We start from the raw sequence: 18946 nt of genomic DNA on the forward strand, positions 1-18946 counted from the left end.
TTAGACTGTAGCCCGTCGGAAAGGAGAGAGCACATGAAAAAAAAGAAAGATAACCGACCAGCTAAGGGGAAGAGGCCGCTGTATTATGTGGATAATCCGAACACGTCGGAATTGCAAATGCTGGATCGCATGTCCAAGTTGAAAAAGAGCAAAGAAGCACAGCAAAAAAAAGCCAGCATCAATGCGCTGGCAGAGCCGCCTGCCGAGATAATCGCGCCGGCAGCGCAAACGAATCAAGATGCGCCCGAAACGCATTCCAACCTCTTGCAGGAGGAATTATTCGTCACATCCGAAGCGAAGCCTGCCGAGACGGTCACCGCTTCTGCTGCAGAACGGGTTCAAGCGGATATATCTCCGTCCGATGCGGCGGTATCTAGTCATGACCACGTCACGGAAGACCGGGATCTTCAGAGCTTGCAGGCACCTGCCGATTCCAAAGATTCCAAAGATTCCAAAAACAACGTTTCAGAGCCTGTTCCGCAGCCAAAGACGAATGCAGCCATTCGCTCGAAATCTCCGCTTCCTCCCGCAACATCATCTCCAGAGATCCCGACAACGAATTTTTCTACAGATGTCCCTGACAACAGCCAGCAACCCGGGCAGTCCGGATCCGATCCTGCAGCCTCCAAGAGTCCGAAGGCGGAAGGCAAAGCAGGGGATGGGCGAACGGCTGAAGGCACATTATCACCGGTCACGAAGCCGGTAACCCGGGATGAGAAGCTGAAGCAGAAGGAAGCGGAAAAGGCGAAGTGGTTGGCGGAAAAACGAAGCCAAGCACGTGCCAAAGCGTTTGTATACACCGATGACATCGCGGATGAAGCTGTCACGGACGAGAAGCTGGCTGCGTACACCATTAGCGGTTCAAAACTCAAGCGGGAAAGCGTGGATACGGACGCCTTGTGCGACTACGCTGTTTCCGCCATTAAGATAGCAGATAACGCCGTAACGGGCTCCAAGCTCGCGCCGGAATCAATATCCGGAGAGCATTTAATACGCAATGCAATATCCGGAAGCAAAATTAGGGACCGTTCCATTACGGGCGGGAAAATAAAAGACGGAAGCATTACCTCGGAGAAGCTGGCAGACAAAACGATCGACTCCGACAAAATAGCCGAGGGCTCCATTCAAACAAAACATTTAAGTGGATTTATTATTACTTCCGAATTAATTCAGGATCAAGCGATTACCTCGGACAAAATCCGGAGCGGCGCCATTCAAACCGAAAACTTGGCCAATGAGGTTGTCGATGCATTTAAGCTGGGTGAGGACGCGATAACGACTTCAAAAATACGAAACGGCGCCGTGACGGGTGACAAGTTGGCTGCGGACAGCGTAGGAGGCCAGCATCTGTCAGATGGCAGCGTGTCTGGCAGGGTAATAGCCGATCAAGCTGTAGAAAGCCGTCATATCGGTCATGGCCAAATTCATGGCACACATATTGCTCCTGGGTCCTTAATCGGCTCTCAGCTGCAGGCTGGATCCGTCCTTGGCAGCCACATCGCTTCAGGTTCCATAGAGTGCAAACATCTTCATGAAGAAGCTGTGCGGCAGGAGCATATCGGACAGAACGAAATTCAAAGCTGGCACCTCAGCGAGCAATCCGTTACCGCGGAGAAGCTGGCCGATCAGTCGATTACGACGATGAAGCTTGTCGATCATGCCGTGACGGCCTCCAAGATTGCCGATCAGAGCATCGTCTCCACGAAAGTAGCCGATGAAATTATCCAGTCCCGGCATATTGCAAAACAATCTGTTGGCGCACAGCATATTGCTCCGTTGTCCGTGAGCGGACAGCATATTCATCCGGATGCGATTGGCGGAGAACATATTGAACAGGATTCCATCGGGGATAAGCACATCAAGGACGGAGCGGTAAAGGCATATAATATTGCGCCCGGAGCGATTCAAGGCCAACACTTGGATGTGCGGGCGATTAACACGACTCACCTTGAAGACGGCACGGTGACGACGGAGAAGCTGGCTCTGCAAAGCATTACGACGGAGCGCGTCGCTGACGAATCCATTACGCGCCAGAAGCTGGCGGAATGGAGCGTCACTTCGGATAAATTGGCAGACGACAGCGTCTTGGCACGACACCTCAGCGACGGTGCCGTCAGCTCGCCAGCCATTGAACAGAACGCCGTGCTTGAAGGACACATTGCACCGGGAGCGATCGGAAGCGAGCATATCCGTTCGCAGACGATCGAATCCGCCATGCTGAAGCAAGAAGCGGTTACGAGCGATAAGATTGCTCCCCACTCGATACGGGATCGGCATATCGGAGCGGGGGTGGTTCATTCCCATCACCTGGCTGATCATGTCGTCACTTCGCTGAAGCTGTCCCCGGAAAGCGTGTCTACCGATAAGCTGAGCGACAATTCGGTCACCTCCATCAAGTTGGCGAATATGAGCGTGACCACAGACAAATTGGCGATAGACAGCGTAGAGGCCATGCACTTGAGCGAAGGTTCCGTCACTTCTGAAGCGATAAGGGACGCTTCAATCCAGCCCCGGCACATTGCGGCTGCAGCCATCGGAAGCGAGCATTTGCAGCCCGATTCGGTCAACAGCCAAGCGATTCAGAGCGAAGCGATAAATACGGAGCATGTGGCGCCTGACAGCATCACCTCCCGGAAATTAGCGCCCGGCAGCGTTCAAGCGGTTCATATCGCCGAAAACACGATCGGCAGCACTCATTTGCGTCAGCACAGCATCGAGCTAGCACATTTGCAGGACGGTGCGGTCACAGAGGAGAAGCTGGCGGGAGACAGCGTAACTTCCGAGCATATCCAAGCGGCCAGCATTACCGAGACGCATATTCAGGACGGGGTCATTACTTCCCGCAAGCTGGCTCAGGATGCGGTGCAATCCGAGCATCTATCTGAAGGCTCAATCCAAGAGCAGCACCTCGCCCCGCGATCGGTCAATGAAAACCATATCCAATCGCAAGCGATTACGACCGATATGCTGCAGGATAACAGCATTACGAATGATAAGCTGGCACCACAAGCCATAACGAGCAAACATATTGCGCTTGAAACGATCTCAAGCAAGCATCTGCGGGTCGAATCCATTCAAGGCTATCATTTGAAAAAGAGCTCGGTTTCCTTGCTGCATCTCGGCCCGGATGTGCTCTCGGGCGAATTCCTTCCGGATAACGGCTTATCAGGGCGCAAGTTGCAATCGGAAACGATTCAAAGCACGCATTTGGGCGACTCTGTCATACGTGAGCGGCATGTAGACACGGGAGCAATTACCTCATACAAAATCGCTCCGGAAGCAATAACAAGCGGGCATCTGGAAGCAGGAGCTGTAACTGGCGGACATATTGCAAAGCATGCCGTGACGGGCAGCCATCTTCAGGAAGGAGCCGTGAGGGAGCGGCACATTGCCGAAGACAGCATATCGGGATTGCATCTTCAAGAAGGCGTAATATCCAGCTTGCATATGGCTGCCGATGCAATTCGCTCCGAAGCAATCGCGGAAGGTGAAATCAGAAGTCAGCATATCGCGAAGCATGCGGTTGCTGAAGAGCATTTGGCCGAAGGCTCGGTAGCTGCGGAGCATTTGCAAAAGGATTCCGTCTCCAGCGACCATTTGCGAAGCTCCTCGATCGGTTCGCACCACATGCAGCCGGATGCAATCGAGTCGAAACACTTGAAGTCAGGCATCATCTTGTCGGAGCATTTGACCGAGGGAGTCGTGCTGCCTCATCATTTGCGGGAACAGATTATTAACGAATCGCATCTGCAATCGGGCATCGTGCGGACGGAGACGCTGCAAGACGGCGCCGTTCAAACAGGCAAAATGGCCGAGGGATCCGTGCAAAGCAGGCAGTTGGCTGATCAAGCTGTTCAGTCCCGTCATTTGACAGACGAGGCTGTTCAAAGCCGACATTTGGCAGAAGGCGCAGTTGAGGGCCGTCATCTGGCCAGATGCGAGGTTGGCGCGGAGCACATCGTGCCGATGTCGATTATGAGCCGTCATTTGGCAGAGAACAGCATCCAGAGAAATCATCTGTCGCCTGGGGTCGTGCAGACGAACAACGTGGACAACGAAGCGGTCACTTCTGAAAAAATAGCGCCGAAAGCGGTGCGCAGCGAGCATATTGAACCTCGTGCCATTGCGCCTTACATGCTGCAGGATGCAAGCATCATTAATGAGAAGCTGGCGGATGGCAGCGTCACGAGCAACAAGCTTGCGAAGCGAACGGTGAATTCCGCACATCTCAACTCTCAATCCGTGCAGTCCGATCATATCGGAAATGAAGCGGTCGAAGCGCGCCATATGGCAGAGCGTGCCGTACGGGCACATCATATCGGGCCTGGCGAAGTGGATGGCACGCATATTGCCGAGGCGTCCATCTTCGGACAGCATTTGCGGCAAGCCTCGATTCGCAGCGATCATCTGGCCGATGGTTCGATTTCGAGCGATAAATTGACGGACGGCGCAGTAACGGAGAGCAAGCTGGGGCGCGGAACGGTAAGCAGCGAGCATTTGCAATTGCAGTCCATTACGAATGCGGTTCTGAAGGACGGCTGCGTAACGGTCGACAAGATTGCGGATGACAGCATCACTTCGGAAAAATTGAGTGCCCATGCTGTAGGTTCCGCGCAATTGGCGCTCGAAGCGGTCAAGGGAGAACATCTACAGACCGGCGCTATCAGTTCGCGTCAGATCGCTGCGCAAGCGGTCCGGGGACATCATCTCGGCTCCGGCGAAATCACCTCTTCTCATCTTCAGGCTCATATTATCGGATCTGAACAACTGAAGGGCGATTCTGTTCGGGCAGAGCATATCGCAGATGGAGCAATAACTGCAGAGAAGCTGCAAGAACGATCTGTAACCGGGAAATCCATTGCGCAAAAGGCAGTATCTGGCGATCATATCCAGGAAGATGCCATTACGACTGATATGCTTCAGGCAGGCAGCGTCACGAATGGGAAGCTGGCACATGGTTCGGTAGGCGGCGAACATCTGTTGCGGCAAGCGGTCGGGCCGCAGCATTTGCAAATGAACAGCGTGCAGACGGAGCATATCCAGGATGAATCGATTCATGGCGCGAAGCTGGCGGAACGCGCGGTCTCGAACACGAAGCTGGCACTGGGAGCCGTTCAGGCTGATCATATTGAAGCAGGCGCCGTGAAAGAGCGGAGCCTGGCGGATGGCAGCGTCACGAAGGGGAAGCTGGCCAATGGCGCGGTGACGGCCGAACATTTGGCCGATGGCAGTGTATCGGCGCACAAATTGCAGGCGGAATCGATTCAGCGCAAGCATGTGGCGGCAAATGCAGTAGGCGAAGAGCAGATTAGCTACGGCGCAGTGAAGGGAAGGCACATTCAGGCAGGCGAAATTTCTTCGGAACATTTGCAGCCGATGTCTATCCGAGCGGAGCATATACTTCCGGGAGCTTTCCAGCTCAATCATTTGGCGATGGATGGATTGAACGGAGAGCATATCGCTGATGCGTCCATTGGTGGAGCTAAATTGATGGAGCAGAGCGTTGCATCGTCCCATCTGCAGCCAGCGGCCGTAACGGAAGCGGCGCTGGCGGATGGCAGCGTAAGCGGAGCGAAGCTGGCGCCGGATGCGGTGGCTGGGGAGCATTTGGCGAGCGGCTCTGTGCGAGCGGAGCATTTGCAGTCGGGCGCAGTGGGCAGTGAGCAGATTGGAAGCGGGGCGGTTCAGTCTACGCATGTGGAATTGGGAGCTATCGGCAGCGCGCACGTGCAGCCGAGCGCGATCCGCTCCGAGCATTTGCAGCCTGCCGCCGTAACAGAAGCGGCGCTGGCAGACGGCAGTGTAAGCGGAGCGAAGCTGGCGCCGGATGCGGTAGATGGCGAGCATCTCATTAGCGGATCTGTTGAAGCGGAGCATATACAAGCGGGTGCGGTAGGCAGCGTGCAGCTTAAAAGCGGAGCGGTTCAGTCCGCGCATGTGCAATTGGGAGCCATCGGGAGCGCGCATGTGCAGCCGAATGCGATTGGTGCGCAGCATCTGCAGGACGGATCGGTAAGCAAAGCAGCCCTTGCAGACGGCAGCATAAACGGAGCGAAGCTGGAGCCGGGAGCGGTAGCAAGTGAGCACCTGGCGAATGGTTCGGTGGGAGCAGAGCATTTGCAGAGCGGCGTGGTAGGGAGCGAGCAGCTCAGAAGCGGAGCGGTTCAGTCCGCGCATATGCAATTGGGAGCCATCGGCAGCGCGCATGTGCAGCCGAGTGCGATCGGATCCGAGCATCTGCAGGAAGGGTCGGTAAGCGAAGCAGCTCTTGCGGACGGCAGCGTAAACGGGGCGAAGCTGGCGCCGGGAGCGGTAGCAAGTGAGCATCTGTTGAATGGTTCGGTGGGATCGGAGCATTTGCAGAGCGGCGTGGTAGGGAGCGGGCAGCTCAGAAGCGGAGCGGTTCAGTCCGCGCATGTGCAATTGGGAGCCATCGGGAGCGCGCATGTGCAGGCGTCCGCAATCGGATCCGAGCATCTGCAGGAAGGGTCGGTAAGCGAAGCAGCTCTTGCGGACGGCAGCGTAAGCGGAGCGAAGCTGGCGCCGGGATCGGTAGCTGGCGAGCACTTGGTACGCGGCTCAGTGGGACCGGAGCATGTGCAGCCGGGCGCAGTTGGCAGCGAGCAGCTTAGAAGCGGAGCGGTAACTGCGACGCATGTGCAATTGGAAGCCATAAGAAGTGCACATGTACAGCCGGATGCAATCGGATCCCAGCATCTGCAGGATGGGGCGATAAGCGAAGCGGCTCTTGCGGACGGCAGCGTAAGCGGAGCGAAGCTGGCGCCGGGATCGGTAGCTGGCGAGCACTTGGTACGCGGCTCAGTGGGAACGGAGCATGTGCAGCCGGGCGCGGTAGGCAGCGAGCAGCTTAGAGGCGGAGCGGTAACTGCGACGCATGTGCAATTGGGGGCCATAGGCAGCGCGCATGTGCAGCCGAATGCGATCGGAGCCGAGCATCTGCAGCCTGCGGCCGTAACGGAAGCAGCTCTTGCGGACGGCAGCGTTAGCGGAGCGAAGCTGGCGCCGGGATCGGTAGCTGGCGAGCACTTGGTACGCGGCTCAGTGGGAACGGAGCATGTGCAGCCGGGCGCAGTTGGCAGCGAGCAGCTTAGAAGTGGAGTGGTAACTGCGACGCATGTGCAATTGGGAGCCATAGGCAGCGCGCATGTGCAGCCGAATGCGATCGGAGCCGAGCATCTGCAGCCTGCGGCCGTAACGGAAGCAGCCCTTGCAGACGGCAGCGTAAGCGGAGCGAAGCTGGCGCCTGGCGTCATGGGGAGTGAGCACCTGGCAAGCGGTTCAGTGGGAACGGAGCATATGCAGCCGGGAGCGGTAGGGAGCGAGCAGCTCGGAAGCGGAGCGGTAACTGCGACGCATGTGCAATTGGGGGCCATAGGCAGCGCGCATGTGCAGCCGAATGCGATCGGAGCCGAGCATCTGCAGCCTGCGGCCGTAACGGAAGCAGCCCTTGCAGACGGCAGCGTAAGCGGAGCGAAGCTGACGCCGGGAGTGGTGGAAGGCGAGCATCTGGCGAGCAGTTCAGTGGGAACGGAGCATATGCAGCCGGGAGCGGTAGGGAGCGAGCAGCTCGGAAGCGGAGCGGTAACTGCGACGCATGTGCAATTGGGAGCCATAGGCAGCGCGCATGTGCAGCCAAATGCGATCGGAACCGGGCATCTGCAGCCTGCGGCCGTAACGGAAGCAGCCCTTGCAGACGGCAGCGTAAGCAGAGCGAAGCTGGCGCCTGGCGTCGTGGAGAGTGAGCACCTGGCAAGCGGTTCAGTGGGAACGGAGCATATGCAGTCGGGAGCGGTAGGGAGCGAGCAGCTCGGAAGCGGAGCCGTTCATGCAGAGCACATGCAATTTGGTTCCATAGGCAGCGCGCATGTGCAGCCAAGCACGATCGGATCCCGGCATTTGCAGCCTGCGGCCGTAACGGAAGCAGCCCTTGCAGATGGCAGCGTAAGCGGAGCGAAGCTCGCGCCGGACGCCGTAGATGGTAAGCATCTGATGAGCGGCTCAGTGGGAGCGGAGCATGTGCAGTCGGGCGCGGTGGGCAGCGAGCAGCTCAGAAGCGGAGCGGTAAGCGCGGCGCATGTTCAATTGGGTGCCATAGGCAGCGCGCATGTGCAGCCGAATGCGATTGGCGCGGAGCATCTGCAGGACGGATCGGTAAGCAAAGCAGCCCTTGCAGACGGCAGCGTAAACGGAGCGAAGCTGGAGCCGGACGCCGTAGATGGTGAACACCTGGTAAGCGGCTCAGTGGGATCGGAGCATTTGCAGCCGGGAGCTGTAGGCAGTGTGCAGCTCAGGAGCGGAGCGGTCAATGCGACACATGTTCAATTGGGAGCCATAGGCAGCGCGCATGTGCAGCCGAATGCGATCGGTGCGGAGCATCTGCAGGACGGAGCTATAAGCGAAGCAGCGTTAGCAGATGGCAGTGTAAATGGAACGAAGCTGGCACCGGACGCCGTAGATGGTGAGCACTTGGCAAGCGGCTCAGTGGGAACGGAGCATTTGCAGCCGGGAGCTGTAGGCAGTGTGCAGCTCAGGAGCGGAGCGGTCAATGCGACACATGTTCAATTGGGAGCCATAGGCAGCGCGCATGTGCAGCCGAATGCGATCGGTGCGGAGCATCTGCAGGACGGAGCTATAAGCGAAGCAGCGTTAGCAGATGGCAGTGTAAATGGAACGAAGCTGGCACCGGACGCCGTAGCGGGCGAGCATCTGGCAAGCGGCTCAGTGGGAGCGGAGCATTTGCAGCCGGGAGCTGTAGGCAGTATGCAGCTCAGAAGCGGAGCGGTCAATGCGACACATGTTCAATTGGGAGCCATAGGCAGCGCGCATGTGAGGGCGTCCGCAATCGGTGCGGAGCACCTGCAAGACGGAGCGGTGGGAGACTCGGCCCTTGCAGACGGCAGTATAAGCGGAGTGAAGCTGGTATCGGGTTCGATTGGAGGCGAACAGATTGCCGCAGGTTCCATCGGCATATCGCACTTGAACGAACACACCTTGACGCTGCTGGCAGGTGCCGGGCATCAGGCACATTCAACCCGGGCAACGCCGGACACGATTGCGGGAGACGGTCTTGGCAGCGGCATTATCGAAGCCCGGCATATGCAAGACGGCGCCATTACTGGAGCGAAGCTGGCGACTCAAGCGGTAGGATCCATCCACTTGCAGGAGCAGAGCGTTAGTGCTGCTCATCTGAAGCCAAATTCGGTTGGCTCGGAGCAACTGGATATGAATGCCGTTCATAGCGACCATGTTGCCCCGAATACGATACTGGCGAAGCACATTTCCTATGGAGCCATTCACAGTTCTCATCTGGCGGCAGGAGAAATATATGGCACGCATATTGCCGCCGAAGCGATTGAAGCCGGTCATCTTGCGCCTAATTCTGTACAATCGGTCCATATCGGCGACGGCAGCGTGCAATCTAGCCACTTGCGGGTTCAAAGCGTCGATGCGGAACATATCCGAAATGGAGCCGTGCGGGCAGAAGCAATTGCTGACGGGAGCGTTTCCGGCATGAAGCTGGCGGATCAGAGCGTGGCTGCAAAGCATCTAAGCCCACAATCCATACAGCAGGAGCATTTGTCCCTCGATTTGATTTCCGAACAGCATTTGCAAGCAGGCAGCGTCGGATCCGGCCAATTGCAGCAGGGCGCCGTAACGATGGAAGCTTGTTCTTTCAGTCCGGTCCGTACCGGGCATGGAAAGCCAGCCGCATTGCAGCAATTCGGAATGACAGCATTTACGTTTAGCGATCATGATGAAAAAATAGAGCTGATCATTCCCTTTGAGGAAGCCTACGCGGGCTGTAATTATACAGTCGTGGCAATGACCAACCACTCCGCTTGCTATGCTGTCCTCAAATCACAGGCGCCGGATCATGCCGTAATTGAAATCATTCGTATGAGAATTAGCCCGCAGCCAACTGGATTTGTATCTTGGATTGCGCTTGGCTGAATAAGATTTCATCAATAAATCAGTTCAATAAGAGAAGAAGCCGTCGGCATTCGTTGACGGCTTCTCTTTTTTTGAAAAAGTTGGATTGCGGTAAAGCGCCTGCCCACTCGCAGTGAATTTCCGCAAATGTAGGACGGCATATGTACAGATGCCGTTGCAACATTCATGTTCATTCATACAATGTGATGTATACAGAGGCGGAACCGTAAACAGGAGGTGAAATGAATTGCGTCAGGCGAAACGGCTTCGACCGCGGTTAACGCGAGGGCGTAAACGGCGCGCTCGCATGCGGTTCATAGGTACTCATCCTCATCCTGTCGTCTCAGTCATTATTCCTGTCATGAACGAACGACGCACGATCTCCCGCGTCATTCAAGAGGCAGCAAGGGTGCACCCGCAGACCGAGGTCATCGTCGTGTGCAACGGAACGACGGACGGATCGGATCGAATTGCCGAAGCCTTCGGCGTTCGCTTGCTCCGCTTCCCAGCACCGCTTGGTCATGATGTGGGCCGTACTGTCGGAGCTCAAGCGGCTGGAGGGGACATATTACTGTTTATTGATGGGGACATGATTATTCGTGCTTCGCAACTGCAGCCTTTTATTGAAGCGGTGGCAAACGGGATTGACGTCGCCTTGAACAACTATTCGGGTCCTACCAACAAGCGCGAGGTGCATCGGGTCGTCTTGGCCAAGCATGCTCTGAATGCGTTGCTATCAAGGCCTGATCTGAAGGGGACATCGCTTACTGCGGTCCCTCATGCCATTAGCCGCCGCGCCCTGGATACTATCGGGTCGGAAGCGTTATCCGTTCCGCCGCTCGCGCATGCCATGTCCATTCAGCGAGGGCTTAACGTCAAAGCCGTGCACGCTGTCGACGTAGGCAAGCTGAACCCGATTCGAATTCAAGGTTCGGATCCGCTTGAGCATATGATCCAATATGACCATATGCTAGCCGTACGCTGGATTATCGAACAGACGGGAGCTCGCGGAGGACATTCCGATTTAACAAGACAACGAGAGCGGGTGAAATGACGCGATGAAGCAAATGAAGCGGAAAGCGGCAGGTCGCGTGCATGGATTCAGTCACAAGCGTTCTCCGGCTAAACGAATGATCAAGACCGCCAGAAGATTCAACAGCACACGTTCCTGGCGCGGCCATATAAAAATGAAACGAAGCGGCGGAAGGAGGCTCTCGAATACTAGACGGAGGTTCGCTCGAGCCTATCGGGATACGCGGCCATATCCCCACCAATCCTCCGGTCAGACGGCAGCGGATCACCGGGTAGTGATTCCGGCGGAATGGCTTCGTGCCGCAGCTGAGGCAGGGCAAACCGATGGAAGGGAATATGCTGGCGCTTGCGGGACGCCGTCTTGCGCGCGGCGAGCCGAGATCATTCGCCGCATGCAGACGCATTTCACTCATTTTGCCGAGCGGAATTTACCTAATGCCTTAGCGTATTTTCAGATAAAGGAATTAGCGGCAGCATATCGCAAAGGCTTTGCCGTTCCCTTCTTCCCGCAGGCGAATGATGCCGTTCTTCTCCCGACAACGAGGACGATGGGTGCAGTGCTCACCGCATGCAATGAAGAGAACAGCATCGCGACCGTCATGAAGGAACTATCCCGCTTGCCGCTAGATGAAACGATTGTGATTGTTAACGGCTCAACAGACAACACCTTGCATGCGGTCCGGCAGTCTTCCGACGAGGCGACGGTCGTTCATTATCCGGAAGCACTCGGTCATGATGTCGGACGTTCGATCGGCGCAAAACTATCGCGGGCTGATATCGTGCTGTTTGTCGATGGAGATTTTTCGATACCAGCGGAAGAGATGGGTGCTTTTGTATGGTCGGTTCATAACGGGGTGGACGTGGCATTGAATGATATCGGCCCGTTCCTGCACAACTTCGATAAGCAGGACGGAATTACGCATTGCAAGCAGTGGTTGAACCGTTGCCTGGGAAGAGACGACCTGTATGCCAATTCCATGACAGCCATTCCACATGCTTTAAGCCGCAAGGCTCTTGATATAATCGGCATTCAAGCGCTGAGCGTGCCTCCAAAGGCGCAAGCGCTCGCCATAGCTCGCGGTCTTCATGTGCGGTCGGTCCATGCGGTGGATGTCATTAACAAGAACCGCGTTCGCGCTACGAATATAGGATCAGACAATCCGGTGGCAGAGCTCATATTGGGGGATCATCTGGAGGCGCTTCGGGTTTTAATGGACGAAGGGGCGTCCATGTTGCGCAGCGACCAGCAACGCGAACGCATTGCGCTAAGGAGGAATAGCATATGACGGCACCGTATCGCTCTCAGATGACGAGTATCATCATTCCTACGCATAACCGTCTGGCGCTCCTGCGCGAGTGCATTGAAGCGATTCAAGAACATACTGCCGTTCCTTATGAAATCATTATCGTCGACAATGGTTCCACTGACGGAACAATCGACTTCTGCCTGCAACAGGGGATGACATTCGTCTCACTGCCGGACAATCGCGGTTTCCCTGCCGCGTGCAACAGGGGGCTTCAGGTTGCTTCCGGAGAGCAGTTGTTATTGTTGAATAATGACGTCGTCGTGTCTTATCGATGGTTGGATAATCTGTTGGATGCATTGTACGAAACGGATACGATAGGGATCGTCGGTCCGACTACAAATTATGCAAGCGGAAAACAACAGGTCAATTACCCATATGATGATATACAGCAATTCCATCAATTAACCCGCTCCGTGAACGCGCCTGATCCGCTCAAACGACAGCGCGTGCAGCGAATTGTCGGCCTCTGCTTTCTGTTCAAGCGCCAGGTGCTGAACAGCGTAGGATTGTTGGATGAACGCTTCAGCCCCGGCCATTACGAGGATGACGATTATTGCTATCGCGCTCGTCTGCAAGGCTACGAGTTGACGTTATGCGGCGATGTTTTCGTGCATCATTACGGCAGCGTGAGCTTTCTCGAGCATGGGGAGCAAGCGTTGAAAGAGCTTATCGAACGCAATTATAACATTTTTGTAGAAAAGTGGAGCCTGGATCCGCATTTATTTATGTGAGGAGGGAGAAGGATTGAAGGGAATCATTCTGGCGGGAGGCACTGGCACCCGTCTATATCCATTGACTAAGCTTATGAACAAGCATTTGCTGCCGGTAGGGAAGCATCCCATGGTAAGCTACGGCATTGAGCGGCTTCGGACGGCGGGCATCGCTGACATATTTATGGTTATTGGCAAATCTTCCGCTGCATTATATACCGATTACTTCGGGAGCGGGAGCTCACATGGCGTCCGAATCACTTACGCCATTCAGGAGGAAGCGGGAGGCATAGCGCAAGCTTTGTCTTTGGCAGAACCCTATCTTGCTCCCGGAGAGAAATTCGTCGTGCTGCTCGGAGACAATCTGTTTCAAGATGATTTGAGCCCTTATGTAAAGGCATTCCATGAGCAGCCTGCAGGGGAAGCCCGCGTGCTGTTGAAGCACGTCCATGATCCGTGCCGATACGGTGTTCCTGTATTTGATGCTGCAGACAAGGAACGCATCAAGCGAATCGAAGAAAAGCCGAAGCATCCGCAATCCTCGTATTGCGTTACCGGGATATATATGTATGACACCGACGTATTCAACCATATTCATTCGATTGTTCCGTCTGCGCGCGGAGAACTAGAAATTACGGACGTGAACAATTGCTATGCTCAAGCCGGAAGGCTTCAATATGACATTATGCAAAGTTGGTGGATTGACGCCGGGACATTCGAATCGCTGCATGAGGCGGCCATTCAGCTTCGGGGGGTGCAACTGTGAAAAAGCTGCTTGTCACAGGCGGGATGGGGTTTATCGGCAGCAACTTCATCCTGCACATGCTGTCCCGCTATGATGATCTGCACGTTACGAACATCGATGCGCTCACCTACGCTGGCAATCCCGACAATGTGTCAGACATCGCCCATTCGGGCGCGCATCGCTTTGTTCGGGCAGATATTACGGACGCAGAGCATGTAGAGCGTATATTTGCCGGGGAGAGGTTCGATGCAGTCGTTCATTTTGCTGCAGAATCTCATGTCGATCGCAGCATTGCCCAACCGGAAGCATTCATTCGTGCCAATGTGCTGGGAACATTCCATCTTCTGGAAGCGGCGAAACGGCATAAGATACCGAAATTCATCCATGTATCGACAGATGAAGTATACGGGACATTGGGTGATACCGGCTACTTTACGGAACAATCGCCGCTTATGCCGAACAGCCCCTATTCGGCAAGCAAGGCAGGCTCCGACCTAATGGCGCGATCTTACGCGCAAACCTATGGATTGCCGGTCATAATTACTCGCTGCTCGAACAACTACGGACCAAGACAGTTTCCCGAGAAATTGATACCCACCATTATCTTGCGCGCGCTTCATGACGAACCGATTCCGATATACGGAGACGGTACGCATGTGCGGGATTGGCTGTATGTAATGGATCATTGTGCCGCGATAGACGCGGCATTAAGGCGGGGGAAAGCGGGTGAAGTATACAATATCGGCGGACATCATGAACGCACGAACCTTGAGGTGGCGCGCATGGTGCTGCAGGAGTTGGGGAAGCCCGAGTCCTTGATTACGTTTGTGGCGGACCGGTTAGGCCATGATAAACGGTACGCCATTGACCCGGAGAAGACGGAACGAGAACTTGGCTGGCGTCCGAGCAAAGAGTTGGAGCAAGGAATGAAGGAAACGATTAGGTGGTATGTAACGAATCGGAGCTGGTGGGAACGCGTCCGTTCCGGCGCTTACCTCGAGGGACGCTGAACCGGCATCTTTGCCTGAACGGCATCAATGGGCCGTGAGGTTGAAAAGGACGGTGAACGCATGTTAACGACCACGACGCGGAAGGCGCAAGCGGGGCCGGCTCCGAGTACTCTGCCTGCGAAGCGTCGCACTAAATCAGCGGCTGCATTACGCTCCAAGCGCGGAACAATGCCGGATCGTCTGAGCACGCGGCGAAAGAAACGGTTAAGCAAACGGGGCAAGAAGTGGATGCGGAAAAAGCAGCCGCTTCCGCTTATTGAAGCTCCTGCTGAACCTCCTGCGCCATCGATTGATGTGGAAGCGGTGAAGCGGACCACCTATGAAGACGGATTTCGCAAAGGCAAATTTGAAGGCGGCGAAGGTTTTCTGACCCGTCTTATTCCCGAAGATATGATACTTCCGGACATTCCGGTAGAACACGTCATTGCGCTTGGATTCGAACAAGTCAGGCATTTGCTGCAGCCGCTCATCGCCCCGTTAACCATATTTATCGAAATGCAGCAAGCGCTCGAACAGCGAGAACCATTATCGGTCGTCCGGCTGGGAGACGGTGAATTGCTCGCTCTGGCGCACGATAAAGTGCTGTCGTCTGAATTGGTTCGGAAAGAAGGGCCTTTCTTAGGGTATGCCGGGATAGATGTCCCTGACCATGAGTACCGTGAGCAATTGGCTGAATCCGTACGAAAAGCCACCTTCGTAGGTGTGCCGACCTCCCGCACGCCGAATTTCCAGGGACTGCTGTATCCGACCTTGCGAGCATACGGCTTGCAAGCCCGTCAAATGCGTCTTACTTACTCCACAGTGAACTATTTGTTGGCGCAGGATGGGCGTCTGCTTCAACTGATGCAAGGACGAAGGGTGCTCATTGTCGGGAATACAGGACTGGAACTGGCGGAGGTGCTGCGCCAGCGCGGTATTACTGTTGCCGGAGTCGTTAATCCGGTCATGGGCGTCCGAGATGTTCCTCGCATCTTGCGGGAGGTGTCGCGGCATGACTATGATTTGGCACTCGTTGCTGCCGGCATTCCTGCGGTTATCTTATCGCAGCGCATTGCCGAGCAATTCGGTAAAGTGACACTCGATTTCGGACATCTGGCCAACAAAATTGCCCGCGGCCAGGCTTCATTGTAATCCCAGTTGGAACGGGGATAGCACACACAGCTAAGGAGGTGAGGCCTTATGGCCCGTAAACGGCGGTCTGTACGGAGGATGCAACTGCGCCGGCGGCGTTCTGAATCGTATCCGGAACAAATGTCTGAACAACAGAGCAAACACGAGCGGCATGAGCAGGGATATTCAGTCGGATATGCAGAAGGCCTGCGTGCCGGTCAAGAGCAGTACGGCGTTCCCTTCGAGGGCACGAGCATCATCATTCCGACCTATAACAAGGCTGAACTGTTAGAGCAGTGCATAGCGAGCATTCAAAAGCATACGAAAGTCCCGTATGAAATTATCGTAGTAGACAATGCTTCGACGGATTCCACTCCGCAATATTTGTATCGTCATACCGGTCAGATCCGGTTTCACATCCATGAAATCAACCGCGGATTTTCCGGGGCAATCAATACCGGGCTGATGATGGCGAAGGGCCGCACGATCTGTCTGCTGAACAACGATATTCTCGTGACCCCGAATTGGTTATCCAATCTGCTGAACTGCTTGGATAGCGATACAAGTATTGGAATGGTCGGTCCGGTTACGAACTATATAAGCGGAGAACAGCAAATCCCGGTCCCATATGAAAAGATAGAAGATATGTACACTTTCGGCGCGAAGCATAATGTTCCCAATGCTGGGAAATGGCAGGGAATCGATCGCCTTGTTGGCTTCTGTCTCTTGTTCCGGCGCGAATTGTTCGAGGCAACGGGGTTTTTCGACGAGGGCTTCGAAATCGGCAACTTCGAAGATGAAGATTATATCGTCCGCGTTCGATTGAACAGGCGCAAGCTGGTCATTGCCCGCGATACATTCATTCATCATTTCGGCAGCGCCAGCATGAAGGCGTTAGGAGATAAGTTCCAAGAGGTAAATAACCGGAATGCGGCCTTCTTCAGCAAGAAGTGGGGCAATCCGTACGATTGGATTCATCGGGTTCGCGAACGGAACAACGGCGCTCCAGCCGAGCGGAATCACGCCTATTATCCGACGCACGTTGCAGTCACAGGCTTGACGGAAACGGTGTATTGGATTGAGCATGGAACGAAATATCCAATTCAGGGCAAGCTGAATATTCCCGTCGTCAGAGTATCCCAGCTCGATTTAAGGGGATGGGCTACGGGTCCGGCCATGAATGCGGCCACGGTCATTCACAAATGGAACGAGCGATCGGCTGCGGACGGAACGATACCGGATGGTGGCGTGTTCACGACAGAAACGGGGAGATGGTACCAACGTCAAGGGGATTCGTATCGGGAGCTGATGAGCGAGCATGCGGTTGATCGTTGGCAGCTTAATGGGAAAATGACCGTGCGAACGGAGAAGGAACGGCAATCTTTAAAAGAAGGGCTGCCCATTATGGCCGCTCCCGTCATCCAAGCGTACCATTTGTAATCGCTGGAGTATGCGAAAAGCGCCGACCGCCGCACGCATGCTCTTCTTTTTTATTCATCCGGAACGCGTTTTGGGCGATTCGCCCGTTTACGTCTCCTTAGGCGAAGCATATGTTGTAGAAGGTAATGGCTGAATACGTCCGCACACGACCGGCCATTCGTGTATAGGATTTGGGAGGTCTGACCATGCAGCATATCGTTAGCGAAATCATCGTGCACATGTCGAATTCACAGCAGCATATGGCTCGAGTATTGGACGCTAAGCGCCAAGTCGCGGTCCGCATGGCTCAAATCATTCATGCACTGCCGGATGTCCATCCTGAATTCGAGGGCATTAGCGGTCTTAGGGAGCAATCGGCTGCAGTGACCAAAAGCATTGTTGCTTATTTGAACGGCATAGCGGAGCTGGAAGAAGCGATGGCAGAACAATTGCAGCACATTATGAAAGAATTGAACGATGATGCTGAGGAATAAAGCACAATGTAAGGAGGATGGTGTCAGGTGAGCAGAGAGCGGTCCTACCATTTAATACTTGACGCTATGGCTAAAATGCAGTGGAACGTGTCCATGATACTTGAAGCGAAAGCGCTGGAAGCCGAAAAAACGCGCAATTGGCTGTTGAATCATTTGACGGATAACGCCTTTGTCTCTCATAAAGATCAACTGAGTGATCCCTTGGAAGTTCACGAGCAAATCGTAGAGGTCATCGACGGGTTGACGAAATTACAGATCGGTCTCTCAAACAATATGAAGGCGGTGCTGGATCGCGGTGGCTCGGGTGGATTCGGAGACGGTATTGCGGACGGATCTTTCAGCGGAGAATTTGATTTGGGAGATAAGCTGTAATGATGCAGAGGGAACAGGAGCAACGGGCAAGAATTGATATGATTCAAGCTATCGTGCGCAGCCAAACGGCTTTAGCTCGCATGTTGGAGCAAATTGCGGATGTTGCGGACCATTCCGAAGCATCTGTAAAGCGATTGAAAGACAATATCCGCCTATTATCCGATTATCAGCTTGCCTTGTGCGGAATGATTACGGGTTGGCGTTCGCGCCAGCTAACCTTAGGAACTCCTACATCGCCATGGCTGCATCCGGCTTGCAAGCTGCAGCGCACCATAACCCGAGGAGCACAGGAGGATGAATCGATTGAGAAAGGTCAAACGAGTACGACGGACCCGGAGCGCGGTCAGACGTCGGAAGACAGCACTGCGGGCAAGAAGAGCATTGCGGCGGGGCGGAAAAGGCCGCCGTCTCTCGCGCCGGTCGCGTCTTCGCCGGACGCTGCGATCTCAGCGGCGACATAAGAAGCTTACGGCGCGCCGCAGGAGGGGATTGCCTAAATCCGAAGCCTCCAACGGAGCGTATAACCAAGGATTTAACGAGGCGTATAATGATGGGTTCAATGCTGGATTTGCCAAGGGGTTTGAAGATGGGCATCAGATGGCATATTCCGGTCAAGCATAAGTAATAGGAGGTTGTTTATACACGCAATATTGGGCAGTCTGACGCCTGCGTTCTTTACGCGGTGGTTGGTCTGCTTTTTTGTTGATCGTGAAATGGGGTTTGGGTAACCGCCTTTTTTGAATCGTAAGGATAAGCGTCCATGATGCACTTGCTGGGGCGGCATATGATGAAGCGT

Annotated in this window: 11 protein-coding genes; all 11 read left to right on the forward strand. The window is 54.8% G+C overall.

From position 1 onward, the window contains the following. Positions 1-33 precede the first annotated feature (33 nt). Positions 34-9972 (forward strand): WIAG-tail domain, encoded by a 9939-nt coding sequence (locus JSQ80_RS17445; protein ID WP_206096144.1) that lies wholly within the window; start codon positions 34-36, stop codon positions 9970-9972. Positions 9973-10198: 226 nt separating this feature from the next. After that, on the forward strand, positions 10199-11005 hold the full coding sequence (locus JSQ80_RS17450; protein ID WP_240463704.1) for a glycosyltransferase family 2 protein: 807 nt from the start codon (positions 10199-10201) through the stop codon (positions 11003-11005). Between the two features lie 4 nt (positions 11006-11009). After that, positions 11010-12269: a glycosyltransferase family 2 protein gene (locus JSQ80_RS17455; protein ID WP_206096145.1), complete on the forward strand. Its 1260-nt coding sequence runs from the start codon at positions 11010-11012 to the stop codon at positions 12267-12269. After that, positions 12266-13021, forward strand: a complete 756-nt coding sequence (locus JSQ80_RS17460; RefSeq protein ID WP_087436026.1) for a glycosyltransferase family 2 protein — start codon at positions 12266-12268, stop codon at positions 13019-13021. Before JSQ80_RS17455 ends, JSQ80_RS17460 begins: the two co-directional genes overlap by 4 nt. Positions 13022-13034: 13 nt before the next feature. After that, complete coding sequence (locus tag JSQ80_RS17465) at positions 13035-13766, forward strand: sugar phosphate nucleotidyltransferase (protein ID WP_087436027.1); 732 nt, start codon at positions 13035-13037, stop codon at positions 13764-13766. Further along, positions 13763-14755 (forward strand): dTDP-glucose 4,6-dehydratase, encoded by a 993-nt coding sequence (rfbB, locus tag JSQ80_RS17470; protein WP_206096146.1) that lies wholly within the window; start codon positions 13763-13765, stop codon positions 14753-14755. Before JSQ80_RS17465 ends, rfbB begins: the two co-directional genes overlap by 4 nt. A 60-nt stretch (positions 14756-14815) precedes the next feature. Further along, positions 14816-15886, forward strand: coding sequence for a GT-D fold domain-containing glycosyltransferase (locus tag JSQ80_RS17475; protein WP_240463705.1), 1071 nt, complete (start codon positions 14816-14818; stop codon positions 15884-15886). A gap of 48 nt (positions 15887-15934) precedes the next feature. Next, entirely contained in the window at positions 15935-17305 is a 1371-nt protein-coding gene (locus JSQ80_RS17480; protein WP_206096148.1) for a glycosyltransferase family 2 protein, read from the forward strand. Positions 17306-17490: 185 nt separating this feature from the next. Next, the gene (locus tag JSQ80_RS17485) at positions 17491-17778 is read left to right on the forward strand and encodes a nucleoside-diphosphate sugar epimerase (protein ID WP_087436031.1); all 288 of its coding nucleotides are present in this window, start codon (positions 17491-17493) and stop codon (positions 17776-17778) included. Between the two features lie 27 nt (positions 17779-17805). Beyond that, complete coding sequence (locus tag JSQ80_RS17490) at positions 17806-18150, forward strand: alpha-helical endospore appendage domain-containing protein (protein WP_206096149.1); 345 nt, start codon at positions 17806-17808, stop codon at positions 18148-18150. After that, on the forward strand, positions 18150-18611 hold the full coding sequence (locus tag JSQ80_RS17495) for a hypothetical protein (RefSeq protein WP_206096150.1): 462 nt from the start codon (positions 18150-18152) through the stop codon (positions 18609-18611). Before JSQ80_RS17490 ends, JSQ80_RS17495 begins: the two co-directional genes overlap by 1 nt. Positions 18612-18946: the final 335 nt, after the last annotated feature.

Origin of the sequence: Paenibacillus apiarius (genome assembly GCF_017052585.1) — a bacterium.
Lineage (GTDB): Bacteria > Bacillota > Bacilli > Paenibacillales > Paenibacillaceae > Paenibacillus_B > Paenibacillus_B apiarius.

Bases quoted from the DNA above. Each gene is read 5' to 3' on its own strand.
- JSQ80_RS17445 (WP_206096144.1), top strand. From the start codon at position 34: ATGAAAAAAAAGAAAGATAACCGACCAGCTAAGGGGAAGAGGCCGCTG.
- JSQ80_RS17455 (WP_206096145.1), top strand. From the start codon at position 11,010: ATGAAGCAAATGAAGCGGAAAGCGGCAGGTCGCGTGCATGGATTCAGT.
- JSQ80_RS17460 (WP_087436026.1), top strand. From the start codon at position 12,266: ATGACGGCACCGTATCGCTCTCAGATGACGAGTATCATCATTCCTACG.
- JSQ80_RS17475 (WP_240463705.1), top strand. From the start codon at position 14,816: ATGTTAACGACCACGACGCGGAAGGCGCAAGCGGGGCCGGCTCCGAGT.
- JSQ80_RS17480 (WP_206096148.1), top strand. From the start codon at position 15,935: ATGGCCCGTAAACGGCGGTCTGTACGGAGGATGCAACTGCGCCGGCGG.
- JSQ80_RS17485 (WP_087436031.1), top strand. From the start codon at position 17,491: ATGCAGCATATCGTTAGCGAAATCATCGTGCACATGTCGAATTCACAG.
- JSQ80_RS17495 (WP_206096150.1), top strand. From the start codon at position 18,150: ATGATGCAGAGGGAACAGGAGCAACGGGCAAGAATTGATATGATTCAA.